18 protein-coding genes are annotated in these 15,050 nt (G+C 67.4%); 12 read left to right on the plus strand and 6 right to left on the minus strand.

What is annotated here, in order from left to right:
- The 4 genes from A3AG_RS33980 to A3AG_RS0114380 all read left to right on the plus strand — a co-directional run.
- The coding region (locus A3AG_RS33980) for a hypothetical protein (protein WP_157625331.1) at positions 1–235 on the plus strand (235 nt) is incomplete at its 5' end.
- Between the two features lie 231 nt (positions 236–466).
- Positions 467–853, plus strand: a complete 387-nt coding sequence (locus A3AG_RS0114370; protein WP_018006084.1) for a DUF488 domain-containing protein — start codon at positions 467–469, stop codon at positions 851–853.
- Between the two features lie 64 nt (positions 854–917).
- The gene (locus A3AG_RS0114375; RefSeq protein WP_018006085.1) at positions 918–2,162 is read left to right on the plus strand and encodes a nucleoside recognition domain-containing protein; all 1,245 of its coding nucleotides are present in this window, start codon (positions 918–920) and stop codon (positions 2,160–2,162) included.
- Positions 2,163–2,497: 335 nt separating this feature from the next.
- Positions 2,498–2,776: a DUF1488 family protein gene (locus A3AG_RS0114380; RefSeq protein WP_018006086.1), complete on the plus strand. Its 279-nt coding sequence runs from the start codon at positions 2,498–2,500 to the stop codon at positions 2,774–2,776.
- A gap of 21 nt (positions 2,777–2,797) precedes the next feature.
- Here the strand turns inward: A3AG_RS0114380 and A3AG_RS0114385 are convergent, their stop codons facing one another.
- Positions 2,798–3,268 (minus strand): universal stress protein, encoded by a 471-nt coding sequence (locus A3AG_RS0114385; RefSeq protein WP_018006087.1) that lies wholly within the window; start codon positions 3,266–3,268, stop codon positions 2,798–2,800.
- A gap of 213 nt (positions 3,269–3,481) precedes the next feature.
- On the opposite strand from A3AG_RS0114385, the gene paaA reads away from it, so the two are divergent.
- From paaA to A3AG_RS0114420, 7 genes are all read left to right on the plus strand, one after another.
- A complete protein-coding gene (paaA, locus tag A3AG_RS0114390) occupies positions 3,482–4,501 on the plus strand; it encodes a 1,2-phenylacetyl-CoA epoxidase subunit PaaA (RefSeq protein WP_018006088.1) in 1,020 nt (339 codons plus the stop codon).
- 26 nt (positions 4,502–4,527) lie between these two features.
- Positions 4,528–4,815, plus strand: a complete 288-nt coding sequence (paaB, locus tag A3AG_RS0114395) for a 1,2-phenylacetyl-CoA epoxidase subunit PaaB (protein WP_012354162.1) — start codon at positions 4,528–4,530, stop codon at positions 4,813–4,815.
- A gap of 11 nt (positions 4,816–4,826) precedes the next feature.
- Positions 4,827–5,678: a 1,2-phenylacetyl-CoA epoxidase subunit PaaC gene (gene paaC / locus A3AG_RS0114400; protein WP_026164188.1), complete on the plus strand. Its 852-nt coding sequence runs from the start codon at positions 4,827–4,829 to the stop codon at positions 5,676–5,678.
- 43 nt (positions 5,679–5,721) lie between these two features.
- Entirely contained in the window at positions 5,722–6,294 is a 573-nt protein-coding gene (paaD, locus tag A3AG_RS0114405) for a 1,2-phenylacetyl-CoA epoxidase subunit PaaD (RefSeq protein WP_035848809.1), read from the plus strand.
- 25 nt (positions 6,295–6,319) lie between these two features.
- On the plus strand, positions 6,320–7,417 hold the full coding sequence (paaE, locus tag A3AG_RS0114410) for a 1,2-phenylacetyl-CoA epoxidase subunit PaaE (protein ID WP_018006091.1): 1,098 nt from the start codon (positions 6,320–6,322) through the stop codon (positions 7,415–7,417).
- Between the two features lie 195 nt (positions 7,418–7,612).
- Positions 7,613–8,407 (plus strand): DUF1835 domain-containing protein, encoded by a 795-nt coding sequence (locus A3AG_RS0114415; RefSeq protein WP_026164189.1) that lies wholly within the window; start codon positions 7,613–7,615, stop codon positions 8,405–8,407.
- 10 nt (positions 8,408–8,417) lie between these two features.
- Entirely contained in the window at positions 8,418–9,035 is a 618-nt protein-coding gene (locus A3AG_RS0114420) for a TetR/AcrR family transcriptional regulator (protein ID WP_018006092.1), read from the plus strand.
- A 40-nt stretch (positions 9,036–9,075) separates the two neighbouring features.
- Here A3AG_RS0114420 and kefC read toward each other — a convergent pair whose 3' ends face one another.
- Complete coding sequence (gene kefC, locus A3AG_RS0114425; RefSeq protein WP_018006093.1) at positions 9,076–10,890, minus strand: glutathione-regulated potassium-efflux system protein KefC; 1,815 nt, start codon at positions 10,888–10,890, stop codon at positions 9,076–9,078.
- The gene (gene kefF / locus A3AG_RS0114430) at positions 10,887–11,441 is read right to left on the minus strand and encodes a glutathione-regulated potassium-efflux system oxidoreductase KefF (RefSeq protein WP_018006094.1); all 555 of its coding nucleotides are present in this window, start codon (positions 11,439–11,441) and stop codon (positions 10,887–10,889) included. The genes kefC and kefF overlap by 4 nt, the downstream gene beginning before the upstream one ends.
- Positions 11,442–11,769: 328 nt before the next feature.
- On the opposite strand from kefF, the gene A3AG_RS0114435 reads away from it, so the two are divergent.
- The gene (locus A3AG_RS0114435) at positions 11,770–12,468 is read left to right on the plus strand and encodes a GNAT family N-acetyltransferase (RefSeq protein WP_012354170.1); all 699 of its coding nucleotides are present in this window, start codon (positions 11,770–11,772) and stop codon (positions 12,466–12,468) included.
- Positions 12,469–12,555: 87 nt separating this feature from the next.
- On the opposite strand, the gene A3AG_RS0114440 is transcribed toward A3AG_RS0114435, so the two are convergent.
- From A3AG_RS0114440 to A3AG_RS0114450, 3 genes are all read right to left on the minus strand, one after another.
- Positions 12,556–13,050, minus strand: a complete 495-nt coding sequence (locus A3AG_RS0114440; protein WP_010813460.1) for an Lrp/AsnC family transcriptional regulator — start codon at positions 13,048–13,050, stop codon at positions 12,556–12,558.
- A 412-nt stretch (positions 13,051–13,462) separates the two neighbouring features.
- Complete coding sequence (locus tag A3AG_RS0114445) at positions 13,463–14,086, minus strand: EF-hand domain-containing protein (RefSeq protein ID WP_018006096.1); 624 nt, start codon at positions 14,084–14,086, stop codon at positions 13,463–13,465.
- A gap of 154 nt (positions 14,087–14,240) precedes the next feature.
- Positions 14,241–14,999 (minus strand): type II secretion system protein N, encoded by a 759-nt coding sequence (locus A3AG_RS0114450; protein WP_018006097.1) that lies wholly within the window; start codon positions 14,997–14,999, stop codon positions 14,241–14,243.
- Positions 15,000–15,050 lie beyond the last annotated feature (51 nt).

Consider the following 15,050-nt stretch of genomic DNA (forward strand, 5'->3'; position numbering starts at 1 on the left):
AGACAGCGGCGTCCGCTACCCAGCGCCCACACTTATCGGTTGTTTGTTTGTTAAAGAACTTCGCTTCCCGGCTTTGCCGTTCAGCGCGCTGCGTTGTCTGCAGCAGAGAAACGAGATTATGCAGAGCTTTCTTCGTTTCGTCAACCGTTTGCAGCAATCTTTTTTGCTGCCGTCAGCGCTGCAAACCTTGCTGCGCCAACCTCCCGGCCAACCCCGCAACCCTTGCCACGCCTGACTTGCAGCGCCGCGTTGTGTTGCGAGGGGGCGAATAGTAAGCGAGCGCGACGGGGTTGGCAAGCGATTCCACGAAATAATTCGATGACGCCGAAAAGTCTTCGCCAACGAACACCACAACGAGCACCAGTTTGTCAGCCGCAGCCCCATGATTCATGATCTGGGGCTGGAGCGACGCAGGCACGCCGCAGTTGCCGCCCTGCATGGCGGCCAGAGCCAAACCGGAATCCTCATGACCATCAGAATCGTAAGACTGGGTACACCGCGCGCGGCCGACGAGGGCTTGCGCGTCGGTACCGTGCGCCGGCCACCGCGAGGCGTGCCCAAATCGGAGTTTGCGAGCCGAGATTACTATGATGTCTGGTATCCGGCGCTTTCGCCGTCGCAAGAACTGGTCGCCCAGGCGCTGCATGCGACTGACGAAAAACAATGGCGAGCCTTTGTCCGGCATTTCCGCAAGGAAATGGCCGAACCGGATGCCAGCCGCACGCTGGACCTGCTGGCCGCGCTGTCGCACCAGACCAACTTCTCGGTGGGCTGCTATTGCGAAGACGAAGCGCATTGCCACCGCTCCGTCTTGCGCGAATTGCTCGCCGAGCGCGGGGCCGTGATCGAGTGACTTGCGCGACGTGCCGGGATCTTACCGGCCTTGTTTTCACGTTTTCCCGCTTCCCCTGTTTCCGATGGCGCTGAACGTAGTCTGGCTCGGCTTCTTCCTGATTTCCTTCGCCGCCGCCTGCGCCCGCGTGGCGCAGGGTGACCTCGCCGTCTTTCCGGCAATGCTCGGCAGCCTGTTCGATAGCGCCCGCACCGCCTTCGAGATCGCGCTCGGACTGGCCGGGGTAATGAGCCTGTGGCTGGGCATCATGCGCATCGGCGAGCGCGCCGGCGTTGTCGATGCTTTCGCCCGGCTGGTGAACCCGCTGCTGCGGCACTTCTTTCCCGGGGTGCCCCAGGGGCACCCGGCACAAGGCGCGATGATGATGAACGTCTCGGCCAACCTGCTCGGTCTCGACAACGCCGCCACGCCGCTGGGCCTGAACGCCATGCGCGAGCTGCAGACGCTGAACCGCCGCCCGGAGGTCGCCACCGACGCGCAGATCATGTTCATCGTGCTCAACTCCGCCGGGCTGACGCTGATCCCGACTTCTGTCATCGCCATCCGCCAGGCCATCGCGGTCAAGCAGGGGCTGGTCGGCTTCAACGCCGCTGATATCTTCTTGCCGACGCTGCTGGCCACGGGCGGCGCCTGCCTGGCCGGACTGCTAGCGGTGGCCTGGGTCCAGCGGATCAACCTGCTGCGGCCGGCGGTACTGGTGACGTTCGGGCTGGTGATCGCGCTGCTGGGGGCCATGTTCGCGTGGCTGCAGCACGCGCCGCCCCAGCAGGTCGGCACCGTGACGGCGCTGGCTGGCGCCGGCTTCATCCTGTCCCTGATCACCCTCTTCCTGATTTGCGGCGCGCTGCGCCGGGTCAATGTGTATGAGGCGTTTATCGACGGTGCCAAGGAAGGCTTCGGCGTCGCGGTGCAGATCATCCCCTATCTGGTCGCGATCCTGATCGCCATTGGCCTGTTCCGCGCCGCCGGCTGCATGGACGTGCTGATGGGCTGGCTCATGCACGGCTTCGCGATGCTGGGCGTCAACACCGACTTTGTCCCGGCGCTGCCGGTCGGGCTGATGAAGATCCTTTCCGGCGCCGGGGCGCGCGGGTTGATGGTCGACGTGATGACCACCTACGGCGTCGATTCTTTCCAGGGGCGTCTCGCGGCCATTATCCAGGGGTCGACCGAGACGACCTTCTATGTGCTGGCGGTCTATTTCGGCAGCATCAATGTGCGCAACACGCGCCATGCGCTGGGTTGCGCGCTGGTAGCGGATGCCGCCGGAATTGTTTGTGCCGTTGGCGCCGCATATCTTTTCCGCTGATGCCTTGGTTGGGCGATTTGTTGCTTCCTTACAACGATATTGTGCTTATCCTCGTACATTGACACATTACACTTGGTGCGTCGCAACAAAACATGTATAGTGGAGTCTGTCTCCTCCACCACCTCGGTGGATTCCAACCCACGCACAACCTGCGTGGGTTTTTTTTCGTCTGATTCCTGCGATGGATTTCCGCATTGCAACAACGGGCAAGCACAGACATGGCAGTTCAGCGGCCAGTGGACGACGAGCGAAAAATCGTCTGGACGCCCGACTTTACGGAATGCGGCGTTGACCTATATTGATTGGATACGCCCGCCGCCAGCACGAGGCACGCCATGCCAGACATCACGTTCCCTCGCAGCCTTCCCACCTATTGTGCAGCCAGCCTGACGCTGTCCTGCCCCGCGACGGTCAACGGCAGTCCCACCTTGTATTCCGTCACCGCGGAGGCGCTCGAAGCCCATTTCGGCGCGCGCTCGCCGCGCGAAGAGGATCTGGTGGCGGCCTTCACCAATAACCGCCAGCGTATCGAGCGCCTGGCAGAAAGCCTGTTCGAGCTGACCGAGGCGCGCGAAATCGTGCTGCGCAGCGGCCACTTCCGCTTCGCAGGCTAAGGCTGGCTGCCGCGGCACGCTTTAATCGGCTTTCGCTTCGCCGCGCACCAGCAGCACCGGCACGGTGGACTGGCGGATCACCGCCTCGGCCACGCTGCCCAGCACCAGCCGGCGCACGCCGCGCCGGCCATGCGTGCCGATCACCAGGAGGTCCGCTCCCCATTGGCGCGCGGCCTCATTGATGGAAGCGCCGATGTCGCCGGGTACCTCCGCCACGGTGACGAGCTGGATTTCGTGCCTGACGCCGGCACCAGCCAGCCGCTGCGCTGCGTGCTGCAGGGCCCGTTGCCCGCTTTCCTCGAAGGCCTTGTGCAACTGGCTGGGGTCGTAGTAGCCGACGTCGAAGACGGGCGTGCCGGTATCGACGACATAGAGCGCCAGCACGGTAGCCCCGCCCGGCGAGGCTACGCGGATGGCTTCACCAACCGCCAGGTCTGAGGTGCTGCTGCCGTCCACCGCCACCACGATCTTGCTGTATGCCGCGCTTGTCATTTGCGCACCTCCGTCGCTGGAAAAGTCATGCGGCGCCGCGCCGCCTGTCTTGGATAGTACACATCGGGCAAAGCCGCGGTGCTGCGCAGGCGCAAACGCACCGCAGCCACAGCCGCATCCACATCCGCTTTAATTGACCGACCGGTCGGCTTACATATAATAGGGCCAGCCGTGCCGGACCGGATTGGCGCGGCCCCCGCCAGAGGAGACGCTATGTACACGCAGAGCCTTGACCTGCCCGGCCAGCATGCCGATGCAGCGCAGGCCGGCGCGCCCCCCGATGAAGCCGCCCGCCAGGCAGCGTTCGACGCGTGCATGGCCGCCGACGGCAAGATCGAGCCGCAGGACTGGATGCCGCAGGCCTACCGCAAGACCCTGGTGCGCCAGATCTCGCAACATGCCCACTCCGAGATCGTCGGCATGCTGCCGGAGGGCAACTGGATCAGCCGGGCGCCCTCGCTCAAGCGCAAGGCCATCCTGCTGGCCAAGGTGCAGGATGAAGGCGGTCACGGCCTCTACCTGTATTCGGCGGCCGAGACCCTGGACGCCTCGCGCGACGACATGATCGACGCGCTGCACAGCGGCAAGGCCAAGTATTCGTCGATCTTCAATTACCCGACGCTGACCTGGGCCGACGTGGGCGTGATCGGCTGGCTGGTCGACGGCGCCGCGATCATGAACCAGATCCCGTTGTGTCGCTGCTCGTACGGGCCGTATGCGCGCGCCATGATCCGCATCTGCAAGGAAGAGTCGTTCCACCAGCGCCAGGGTTTCGACGCGCTGCTGGCCATGATGCGCGGCACCGATGCCCAGCGCGAGATGGTGCAGGACGCGGTCGACCGCTGGTGGTTCCCGGTGCTGATGATGTTCGGCCCGCCCGACGCGGCCTCGACCAACAGCGCGCAGACCATGGCCTGGGGCATCAAGCGCATCTCCAACGACGACCTGCGCCAGAAGTTTGTCGATGCCACGGTGGAGCAGGCGCGCGTGCTGGGCGTGACCCTGCCCGACCCCGGCCTGCAATGGAATGCCGAGCGCGGCCACTATGACTACAGCCCGCTGGACTGGGATGAATTCTGGCGGGTCATCAACGGCGACGGCCCCTGCAACAAGGAACGCCTGGCTGCCCGCGTGAAGGCGCACGAAGACGGCGCCTGGGTGCGCGAAGCCGCGCTGGCGCACGCAGTCAAGCTGGCCGAACGCGAATCCGGCGCCAGTCGCGCCGCCGCCTGATGCCTGGGATCGCCAAGGAGACCACGATGCAACGCAAGGAATGGCCGCTGTGGGAAGTGTTCGTGCGCAGCAAGCAAGGCCTGGAACACAAGCACTGCGGCAGCCTGCATGCGGCCGACGCGCAGCAGGCGCTGCACATGGCGCGCGACGTCTATACCCGGCGCCAGGAAGGCGTATCGATCTGGGTGGTGCCGTCCGCCGCCATCACCGCGAGCGTGCCCGAGGAAAAGCCGGAACTGTTCGACCCGATGGCCGACAAGATCTACCGGCACCCGACGTTCTACCAACTGCCCGACGAAGTCAACCACATGTAAGGCGCCGCATGATGATCGCGTCCCCACAGCCTGCCGTGCCTGCTTCGCTCGACCACCTGCCGCCGGCGCGCACCGCCGCGCTGCGCTACGTGCTGCGCCTGGCCGACAACGCGCTGATCCTCGGCCAGCGCAACGCCGAATGGTGCGGCCATGGGCCGGTGCTGGAGGAAGACATCGCGCTGGCCAATATCAGCCTCGACCTGATCGGCCAGGCGCGGCTGCTCTATGGCCGCGCCGGCGAACTGGAGGGCGAGCTGACCGGCCTGCCCCGCCACGAGGACGACTACGCCTACTGGCGCGCGGAGCGCGAGTTCCGCAACTGGACCCTGCTGGAGCTGCCGCATCGCGGCCCGCTGTCTGGCAACGCCGCCGCCGAACGCGACTACGCCGTCACCATCGTGCGCAACTTCCTGTACAGCGCGCTGATGGTCGAACTCTGGCAAGCCTTGCAGGCCAGCCGGGACGAACAGCTGGCCGCGATCGCCGCCAAGGCGATCAAGGAGGCGCGCTACCACCTGCACCACGCGGCCGGCTGGATGGTGCGGCTCGGCGACGGTACCGAGGCCTCGCACGCGCGCATGCAACGCGCGCTGGAACACCTGCTACCGTATATGAACGAGTGCTTTGCGGAAGATGCGGTCGAAAGCGAGGCCGCCGCGCAGGGCATCGGCGTGGTCACCGCCACTCTGCGCCCGGCCTGGGACGCCACCATCGCCGAGACGCTGCAGGCGGCCACGCTGACCTTGCCGGCGGCTACCGGCTTTGTCTCGACCGGCAAGCACGGCGTGCATTCGGAACACATGAGCTACCTGCTGGGCGAGATGCAGGGGCTGGCACGGGCCCATCCGGGCGCGCAATGGTAAGGGCACTGGTGAGCGCACGCTTCAGCGCAAAGGCTTGATCCACATGAACGTCACCACCCTTCCCCCTCATTACGTGAACAACGCAGGCGGCGGCCCCGATGCGCGCGTTGCGCGTGCGTGGGCGGCGCTCGAGGCGGTGCCGGATCCGGAGATCCCGGTGGTGTCGATCCGCGAACTGGGCATCCTGCGCGAGGTCGTAGCCGCGCCGGACGGCGTGCTCGAGATCGTCGTCACGCCCTCCTATTCCGGCTGCCCGGCGATGTCGCAGATCGGTGAGGACATCGGCCACGCGCTGGACCGCGCCGGACTGGCGCCGTGGCGCATCCGCACCGTGCTAGCGCCGGCCTGGACCACGGACTGGATCACACCGGCCGCGCGCGAGCGCCTGCGCGCGTTCGGCATCGCGCCGCCGGGACAGTGCGGCACGCCGGGCGGGGCGCAGGCGCTGCGCTTCGTGCCGCGCGCCGCGCGGGCCGGCGCGCCCGATGCCGTGGCCTGCCCGCGCTGCGGCAGCGTCCATACGCAGGAAATCTCGCGCTTTGCCTCGACCGCCTGCAAGGCGCTGTACCGGTGCCTGGACTGCCGCGAGCCGTTCGACTACTTCAAACCCTACTGAGCCCCCGGGGCCGAGCCAGGCTGCCATGACTCCACAGTTCCACCCGCTGCGCGTGGCGCAGGTGCGCCCCGAGACCGCCGACACCATCTCGATCGCGTTCGAGGTCCCGGACGCGCTGCGCGAGGCCTACCGCTTCACGCAAGGCCAGTTCCTGACGCTGAAGGCGCCGGTCGACGGCAAGGACCTGCGGCGCTCCTACTCGATCTGCTCGGCGGTGCAGGACTATGACGCGCACGGCGAATTGCGCGTGGCGGTCAAGCTGGTCGAGGACGGGCTGTTTTCCAGCCATCTGCACGATTCCGTCGCCCCCGGGCAGGTCATCGACGTGATGACGCCCGACGGGCGTTTCCACGTGCCGCTCGATGCCGGCGCCGCGCGCCACTATGTCGCCTTCGCCGCCGGCAGCGGCATCACGCCGGTGCTGTCGCTGATTCGCACCACGCTGCAGGCCGAGCCGCACAGCCGCTTCACGCTGGTCTATGGCAACCGCAATGTCGACAGCATCATCTTTTCCGAAGCGCTGGAGGATCTGAAGAACCAGTATCTGGCGCGCTTCACGCTCTACCACGTGCTGTCGCGCCAGCCGCAGGAGGTGGACCTGCTGCACGGCCGGCTCGACCACGCACGCGTGAGCGCCTTCCTGCAGACGCTGATCCCGGTCGACGATATCGATGCGGCCTTTGTCTGCGGCCCGGCCTCGATGATCGACGAGGTCGAGGCGGCGCTGCGCGAGGCGGGCCTGGACCCGCACCGCATCCACGCCGAGCGCTTCGGGGTGCCGCTGGCACCGACCCGGCGCAAGCCGGCCGCCGCCCATGCCGCGCACGCCGACCATGCCGGCACGGCGGAGCTGGTGGTGGTGCTCGATGGCAAGCAGCACAGCATGCGCCTGCCGCTCGAGGATGCCAACGTGCTCGACACCGCGCTGGCCGCCGGGCTGGACCTGCCCTACGCCTGCAAGGGCGGCGTCTGTTGCACCTGCCGCGCCAAGGTGCTGGAAGGCAAGGTCGAGATGGAAAAGAACTACACGCTCGAGCCGTGGGAGATGGACAAGGGCTTCGTGCTCACCTGCCAGGCACGCGCGCTGACGCCGCGCGTGGTGGTCAGCTACGACGAACGCTGATCCGGGCACGCCGTCGCGTGCGTCGTCAGACAATCGCCGACATTGGCCAGCACGGGCCGTGACTACAATGGCGGCAGGCGGCGCCCTGCTGGCGCGATGCTTGCAGGCGGGTGATCGGGCGCGCGGTGCGGGCAGCTGTCGCGCCGCCGCCGCGGCGGCGCCAGCGAACCGCCCCACCCATATACAATCACGGCCATGCAATATATCCACGTCGTCAACGGTGATGTAGCAGGCACGACCCTGCGCCAGGCGCTGGCCCAGGCTGCGCGGCCGGACCCTGTCGTGGTGCTGCGCGACGATCTCGCCGTCGGTCCGCTGGCGGACATCGACAGCACCGGGATGATCCGCTCCGGCTTCTGGCAGCGCGTCGCCCCGCACACCGACATCGACTTCGCCGCCGAGATGCGCCAGGCGCTGGACCAGCTGCTGGCGCTGCGCCAGGACGACATGGAAGTCGCGATCTGGCACGGCCAGAGCGCGGCCGACCAGCTGATGCTGCGCCGCGTGGTGTTCCACCTTTACCAGGCGCCGCAGCGGATCAATGAGGTCGCGATGGACCTGCGCGAACTGGAAACGCCCGCGCAAGGCAACCTGGCGGCGATCGGCATGTACTCGCCGGCGCGGCTGGCGCGGCGCTTCTCCACCATCGCCCCGGTCTCGGTGCTGCGGCTGGGGCGGCTGGGTTACGAATGGCAGCAGAACGTCAAGGAAAACGCCGACGTGCGGCTGTGGAAGGGCAACACGCTGGTGCCGGCGGCCTACCGCACCATCGACGACATCATCATGGAGCGCGCCCCGGCAGAATGGACCCCCGCGGCGCAGGTGGTGGGCAGCGTGATGGGCGCGATCGAGGGCCTGCTGGCCAGCGACTGGTTCGTGTTCTGGCGCTGCCGCGAACTGATCGCCATGGGGCAGCTGGTGCTGCGCGGCAACGCCGACTCGCTCGATACCTGTGAGCTGCGCCGCCATGCCGGCGGCGGGGGCGAATAAACAACAATATATGGCCCGTACCAAGGCACCCGATTTCGAGGCGCAGCGCGAGCAGATCCTGGACCTGGCCGCCGCCGCCTTTGCCAACAGCAGCTACCCCAGCACCTCGATGGCCGACCTGGCCGCCGCCTGCGGCACCTCCAAGGCGCGGTTGTATCACTACTACGAGAGCAAGGAAGCGATCCTGTTCGACCTGCTGGACCGCTACACGCGCCGGCTGATGCTGCTCGTCACTGAAGTCGAAGCCGACGCCGAGCGCCATGCGCGCACCGACAAGGACGCCTTCGGCAACCTGATCCGCGCCTTCCTGGCCGAGTACGAGACCTCGCAGACGCGCCATATCGCGCTGATCAACGACGTCAAGTTCCTGGCCGAGACCCAGCGCGACCTGATCCTTGGCCGCGAGCGCGACGTGGTCGCGGCGTTCTCGCGCCTGCTGCGCCGCGCCTACCCCGAGCGCGTCACGCGCGAAAACCAGACCGCGCTGACCATGACTATCTTCGGCATGATCAACTGGACCTTCACCTGGCTCAAGCCGGGCGGCCGGCTGTCGTATGCCGACTTTGCCGAGATGGTGGTCGACCTGCTCGAAGGCGGCCTGCCCGGCCGCGCTGCCGCCGGGCGCTGAGCCGCCCGGCCCGGGCCGGGCCACACACACGCCCGCGCGCCTACATCCATTCTGCCTCTTCGCGCTGGCGCCGCTGCTCGCGGTCCTGGCGGAACATCTCTTCCAGCTCGTCGCGCGCCTGGCGCGCCAGCGAGACCAGCTTCTTCTGGTCGGTGTAGTGCGGGTAGAAGCGGTCGATCGCCTCGATGTTGTGGCGGCGGAAGCGCAGCGCCACGTTGCGCGCCTCGCCCGGGTCGAAGCCGAGCCCTTCCAGCACGCGCCGGCCCAGCATCAGCGAGCCCTCGAACATCTCGCGCTCGAACAACTGCACGCCGCGATCCTTGAGCTGGTAGACATGCGAGACATGGCGCGCGCGGGCGTAGATCTGCAGCGCGGGGAAGCGCTCGCGCACCCGGTCGATCAGCGCCAGGCTGTCGTCCATGCTGTCGATGGCCACCACCAGGATACGCGCGTCGGCAATGCCGGCGGCTTCGAGCAGGTCCAGCCGGGTGGCGTCGCCATAGAAGACCTTGAAGCCGTACTGGCGCAGGAATTCGATCTGGTCGGGATCGTGGTCCAGCACCGTCACGCCCACGCCCTGGGTGTACAGCAGGCGGCCGATGATCTGTCCGAAGCGCCCAAAGCCGGCGATCAGCACCGGATTGTGCTGCGGCGTGATGACTTCGTCCGGCCGCGCCTTGCCGGCGCCGATGCGGGGCGCCACCAGGCGGTCATAGGCCAGCAGCAGCAACGGCGTGGCCACCATCGACAGCGCCACCACCAGCACCAGCAAGGCCTCGGTCTGGCGCGGCAGCAGCCCGGCGCCGCCGGCGACGCCGAACACCACGAAGGCGAATTCGCCGCCCTGCGAGATCAGCAGCGCGAACAGCAGGCGCTGGCCGCGGGCAATCGCAAAATACCGCGCCAGCAGCGCCAGCACCGCGGTCTTGGCCACCACGAAGGCCGCTACCAGGCCGAGCACCAGCCAGGGCGAGCGCGCCAGCACGGCAAAGTCGATCGACATCCCGACCGCCATGAAGAACAGACCCAGCAGCAGGCCCTTGAACGGCTCCAGGTCGGCCTCGAGGGCGTGGCGGTATTCCGAATCGGCCAGCAGCACGCCGGCCAGGAAGGTGCCCAGCGCCATCGACAGGCCCACCGCGTCCATCATCAGCGCGATGCCCACCACCAGCAGCAGCGCAAAGGCGGTAAACATCTCGCGCATGTCGGTGCGGGCGATGAAGCGCAGCGCCGGCCGCACCAGGTAGCGGCCGCCGGCCACCACCGCGCCGATGACCGCCACCGCCTTGCCCGCCGCCAGCCAGCCCGCCGCGCCGGTGCCGGCCCCTTCGGCGCCTTGCATGGCCAGCAGCGGCAGCAGCGCGATCATCGGGATCGCGGCGATGTCCTGGAACAGCAGGATGCCGAAGCTGGCGGCGCCCGCCGGCGTGCCGAACAGGTTGCGCTCGGTCAGCGTCGCCAGCGCGATCGCGGTGGACGACAGCGCCAGCCCGAGCCCCGCCACCAGCGCCACCTGCCAGGGCGCGCCGGCCAGCGCCGCGGCCGCGCCGATCCCCAGCGCGCAGGCGGCAAGCTGCGCGCCGCCGTAGCCGAAGATGCTACGCCGCAGCGCCCACAGCTTGCGCGGCTCCAGTTCCAGGCCGATCACGAACATCATCAGCACCACGCCGAACTCGGAAAAGTGCAGGATCGATTCGACATCGGTCACCAGGCGCAGCGCAAACGGCCCGATCGCCGCGCCGGCCAGCAGGTAGCCCAGCACCGCGCCGAGCCCGCCGCGCCGCGCCAGCGGCACCGCCACCACCGCCGCGACCAGGAACACCAGCAGCGCAATCAGGAAATCATGCTGGTTCATGCCCGCACCTCCGCCGGCACCGGGTGGGTGCCGAGCCGCCCGCAGACATGGGCGATATGGTCGGCCAGCGCCTGCGCGTCGGCCTTGTTGGCGTCATGCAGCACCACCGGCGGCAGCCACGTCATGCCGCACAGCAAGGCCGTCTGTTCCAGCGGCAGCAGGAATTCGGCGAGCGGGTGGCCATGGGTGCCGTCCGGCCCGTACGCGTCGGCCGAGCCGCCGGTGCTGACCACCGCCAGCAGCGACTTGCCGCGCAGCGCGGTGCCGCCCGGGCCATAGGCCCAACCCGGCTCGAGCACTTCATCCAGCCACAGCTTGAGCAAGGCGGGCACGCTGTACCAGCGCACCGGGAACTGCAGCACGATGGTGTCCGACACCGACAGTACCCGCTGCTCGGCCACGACATCGATGTCGTAGTCGACATAGCTGCGGTAGAGGTCGCGTACCTGGACCTGCGGCAGCGCGCCCAGCGCGTCGGCCAGCGGCCGGTTCACGCGCGAGCGGCTGGGGGTCGGGTGCGCGTAGATCACAACAATGGGGGGCTCGGTCATCGAAAAGCGTTGGCTGGCTGGTCATCGGAAAATCCGGCGGAGTGCCGGTGAATTGATGCGTTGCACCAAATCCACACTTGAGGGTGCGCAACAATTCATCACATTTTTTTAAGATATTGTTTTTAAAGGAAATTATTTTCCGGACTGGCCGGCTTGGTTTCTGTTGCGGCGCGGGAAGCTTACGTCAAACTGACAATTCCACTACAATACTTTTCGCGCTGTATCAAGTTGGTGTTTCCCCGAGTCTCGCACGGATGCCAGGAAAAGTGCCTGGAAAAACACCGCCGCAGTGCCTATTTTTTTATCTGACACACCGGAAGGAATCATCGTGAACCCGCTCGAACTGAGCAAGGCCGTCGGCGCACTGACCGACGAAGATCTGCGCAAGGCAGCCGAAGCCGCCCAAGCCGCCCACCGCGCCACCGTACTGGTGCGCGAGCTGTCGGCCCACCACCGCTCTCGCCTGCTGAAGCATTTCCTCGCCCTGGGCGAGGAGGATCGCCTGCTCCGTTTCGGCCAGTCGGTGGGCGACCACGTGATCGAAGCCTATGTCGACAGCATCGACTTCGACCATGACAGCGTGTTCGGCGTCTACGACGACAAGCTCGAGCTGATCGGCGTGGGCCACTTCGCCAACCTGCGCGACAACGCCCAGGGTCGCGTGGCGGAGTTCGGCGTGTCGGTGTCGGGCAGCGCCCGCGGCCGCGGCATCGGCAGCGCGCTGTTCGAGCGGGCCGCCATCCATGGCCGCAATACCAACGTCCGCACGCTCTACATGCACTGCCTGTCGCGCAACGCCGCGATGATGCATATCGCCAAGAAGGCCGGCATGAAGGTCCAGTATGCCTACGGCGAGGCCGATGCCTACCTGGAACTGCCGCCGGCGGACACCGCCAGCCGCCTCAGCGAGGCGCTGGACGAGCAACTCGCCGACCTGGACTACGCGGTGCGCCGCAACCTGCGCGACGCACGCCGCTTCGGCCTGCGCTTCTGGCGCACCATGGTGCCGCAGAAGCATACCGCCTGAGCGGCCGGAACCCCGGTCCGCGCGGCATCGACAAAAACGGCGCATCGCAACGATGCGCCGTTTTGCTTTGGGCCCGGGCCGCGCCGCTCAGGCCGCGCCGCCCACCGGCAGCGCCGTGGTGTCCTTGATGCTTTCCAGCGCGAAGCTCGAGCGCACGTCGATCACCGACGGATGCGCCAGCAACTGTTCCTGCATGAAGCGCGCAAAGTGTTCCATGTCCTCGACATAGACCTTGAGCAGCAGGTCCATCTCGCCGGTCATGGCATGGCATGCCGCCACCTCCGGCCACACGGCGATGGAGGCGCGGAACAGGTCCAGCGGGGCCTTGCCCTTGGGCGCGCCGCCATGCTTTTCCAGCCGCACATTGATATAGGCCAGCAGGCCGAGCCCGATCTTGTTGGGCTCCAGCAGCGCCGCGTACTGCCGGATCACGCCGATCTCTTCCAGCCGCCGGATGCGGCGCAGGCAGGGGCTGGGCGACAGGTTCACGCGCTCGGCCACCTCCAGGTTGGTCAACCGGCCGTTGGTCTGCAGCACTTCCAGGATCTTCCGGTCGATCTTGTCCAACTCCACCTTGCTCACGATATTGTTGCTCCGCAATATGTTTATTGGCAATTTTTTTGCGCAAATTTAGCAAGCCGTGCACAAGTACGCAATTTTTTGTGAAATTACATCCGGTCTGCGCCCGATTTTGTGGGGTGGGCGGCCTTATCGGTCACTCGCGCGTCAGCCGTCAGGGCCGGGCAAATCCCAGTCTGGTGGCGCTGCCGGGTGTCACGGACGCGCTGACCGGAGCACGGGCGAGGTGGTGCGCAGCTTCCGGCAAACAGGGAAGCGGCATTCTACGGGCGTTTGCGCCCGCGCCAGCGCTTTCCTGCCACGGAACGATCCGCGTTGACCGCTGAACGGACAAAAAAAAGCGCGCGGCCGTCAGGCTCACGCGCTTGGTGGGTTCGTCTGGCAGCGACGCTCAGGCGGCGCCGCCGCGGGCCGCTCAGCCGCCGCTGGTCGATGGCGCCGCCGGGTTGGCGGGCGCCGGCTGGCTGTCCGGGGCGGCCTGGCCGCGCGGGCCATGCTCGCCACGATGGGGACGATCGCGGTGCATCTTCTCCATGCCCGCGCGGATTTCATCGCGGGTCAGCTTGCCGTCGCGGTTGGCGTCGAGCTGGTCGAAGCGCTTGGCCAGGTGCGGCAGGCCGGCGTTGGCCTCGGCCTTGGTCAGCGCACCGTCGCCGTTCTTGTCGGCGGCCTTGAACTTCTCGTCGAAGGCGGCCTGCATGCGCGCGTGGTGCTCGGCCATGGCAGCCTTGCGCTGCGCGTCCATCTCGGCCTTGTCGATCTTGCCGTCGCGGTTGGTGTCGAGCTTGTTGAACCACGCATCGGCCTCGGCCTTGGAAATCGCACCATCGCCGTCGGTATCGATGGCCTTCATCCACATGCCGCCACCGTGGTGGCGATGGTGGTGGCCCATGCCGGCCTTGCCGGCCGGTGCCGCGCCCGGTGCTGCGCCCGGTGCTGCGGGGGCGCTGGCCTGGGCAAAGGCGCCGCCGGCGACCAGCAGGGCGGCCGACGCGGCCAGGAACTGTTTCAGGATCTGCGGCTGGTGATTGCGTTGCATGTCGTGCTCCTTTTCATCACGTTGGCATGTACGGATTAGAACGCAGACGATGCAGCCGAGTTGGCGCTTTTAATACGATGTTACCCGGCTCACAGAAAACCAGGGGCGGCGTAAGGGAACGCAAGCAAGCGCGAATAATCGATCCGTCGGCAGCCTAGGGCTGCCCTTTCGGCGCCATCTGGCCTTCCTCCGCCGCCTCGGGCGCCATTCCCGGTTGATACTGGCGCGGATCGACGGGCTGGGGCTGAGACTGGGGCTGGGCCGGCTGCACCGATGGTGCCGGCTGAACCGGCTGTGGCTGCGGCTGGAGTTGTGGCTGGGCCTGGGCTTGCGGCTGCGGCTGGCCGCGCGGGGGCTGGGCCGGTGCAGGCTGGGCAGCGGCCGGGGCCGGCATGGGCGTTGCCATGGGTGCCGCCGCGCCGGCGGGCGGCGTCGGCAGCGGGCTGGCGGCACGCGGCGCACCGCGCGTGGCGGCTGCCTGCAGCGGCAGGGCGATTTCCTGGCGCACGCCATTGCGCTCGATCACCACGCCGCGCTGGCGCACTTCCACCAGCCGGATCTGCGGCGCCAGGTCGGCGCCCATGCGCACCGCCTTGGCCGGGCCGCCATCGATGGAAACGATCGCCGCGCTGGCGCCACCGCCGAGCTCGGCCACCACGCCGAGCAGCTGCACGTTGCTCGGTCCGGCCTGCGCCGAGCCACCGAACAGCGTCGCGATCGCGCCGGTCTCGACCGCCTCGGTCTGCGCCACGCGCGCGCTCTTGGGCACCGGAATGGTCCGCATCGCACTGAACGTCAGCACCCAGTAGGTGGCCAGCGCGCACAGCGCGATGAACAGCGCCACGCTGGCAAGGCGCGGCAGCCACAGCGCGGAGGCATCGAAGCGGAACGAAGGCCGGAGGGACAATTGCATGGATCGGGAACCTGGATACCCGCCGCGGCGGGGCATGGCGCGAGGGCGCGG

This window comes from Cupriavidus neocaledonicus (genome assembly GCF_000372525.1).
In the GTDB taxonomy this organism is placed as follows: domain Bacteria; phylum Pseudomonadota; class Gammaproteobacteria; order Burkholderiales; family Burkholderiaceae; genus Cupriavidus; species Cupriavidus neocaledonicus.

Coding starts and splice junctions, on each gene's coding strand:
- kefF (WP_018006094.1), bottom strand. CDS start 11,441: ATGACCGAGCCCCCCATTGTTGTGATCTACGCGCACCCGACCCCCAGC.
- paaB (WP_012354162.1), top strand. CDS start 4,528: ATGCAACGCAAGGAATGGCCGCTGTGGGAAGTGTTCGTGCGCAGCAAG.
- paaA (WP_018006088.1), top strand. CDS start 3,482: ATGTACACGCAGAGCCTTGACCTGCCCGGCCAGCATGCCGATGCAGCG.
- A3AG_RS0114385 (WP_018006087.1), bottom strand. CDS start 3,268: ATGACAAGCGCGGCATACAGCAAGATCGTGGTGGCGGTGGACGGCAGC.
- A3AG_RS0114415 (WP_026164189.1), top strand. CDS start 7,613: ATGCAATATATCCACGTCGTCAACGGTGATGTAGCAGGCACGACCCTG.
- paaE (WP_018006091.1), top strand. CDS start 6,320: ATGACTCCACAGTTCCACCCGCTGCGCGTGGCGCAGGTGCGCCCCGAG.
- paaC (WP_026164188.1), top strand. CDS start 4,827: ATGATCGCGTCCCCACAGCCTGCCGTGCCTGCTTCGCTCGACCACCTG.
- A3AG_RS0114375 (WP_018006085.1), top strand. CDS start 918: ATGGCGCTGAACGTAGTCTGGCTCGGCTTCTTCCTGATTTCCTTCGCC.
- A3AG_RS0114420 (WP_018006092.1), top strand. CDS start 8,418: ATGGCCCGTACCAAGGCACCCGATTTCGAGGCGCAGCGCGAGCAGATC.
- paaD (WP_035848809.1), top strand. CDS start 5,722: ATGAACGTCACCACCCTTCCCCCTCATTACGTGAACAACGCAGGCGGC.
- A3AG_RS0114370 (WP_018006084.1), top strand. CDS start 467: ATGACCATCAGAATCGTAAGACTGGGTACACCGCGCGCGGCCGACGAG.
- A3AG_RS0114445 (WP_018006096.1), bottom strand. CDS start 14,086: ATGCAACGCAATCACCAGCCGCAGATCCTGAAACAGTTCCTGGCCGCG.
- A3AG_RS0114380 (WP_018006086.1), top strand. CDS start 2,498: ATGCCAGACATCACGTTCCCTCGCAGCCTTCCCACCTATTGTGCAGCC.
- kefC (WP_018006093.1), bottom strand. CDS start 10,890: ATGAACCAGCATGATTTCCTGATTGCGCTGCTGGTGTTCCTGGTCGCG.
- A3AG_RS0114450 (WP_018006097.1), bottom strand. CDS start 14,999: ATGCAATTGTCCCTCCGGCCTTCGTTCCGCTTCGATGCCTCCGCGCTG.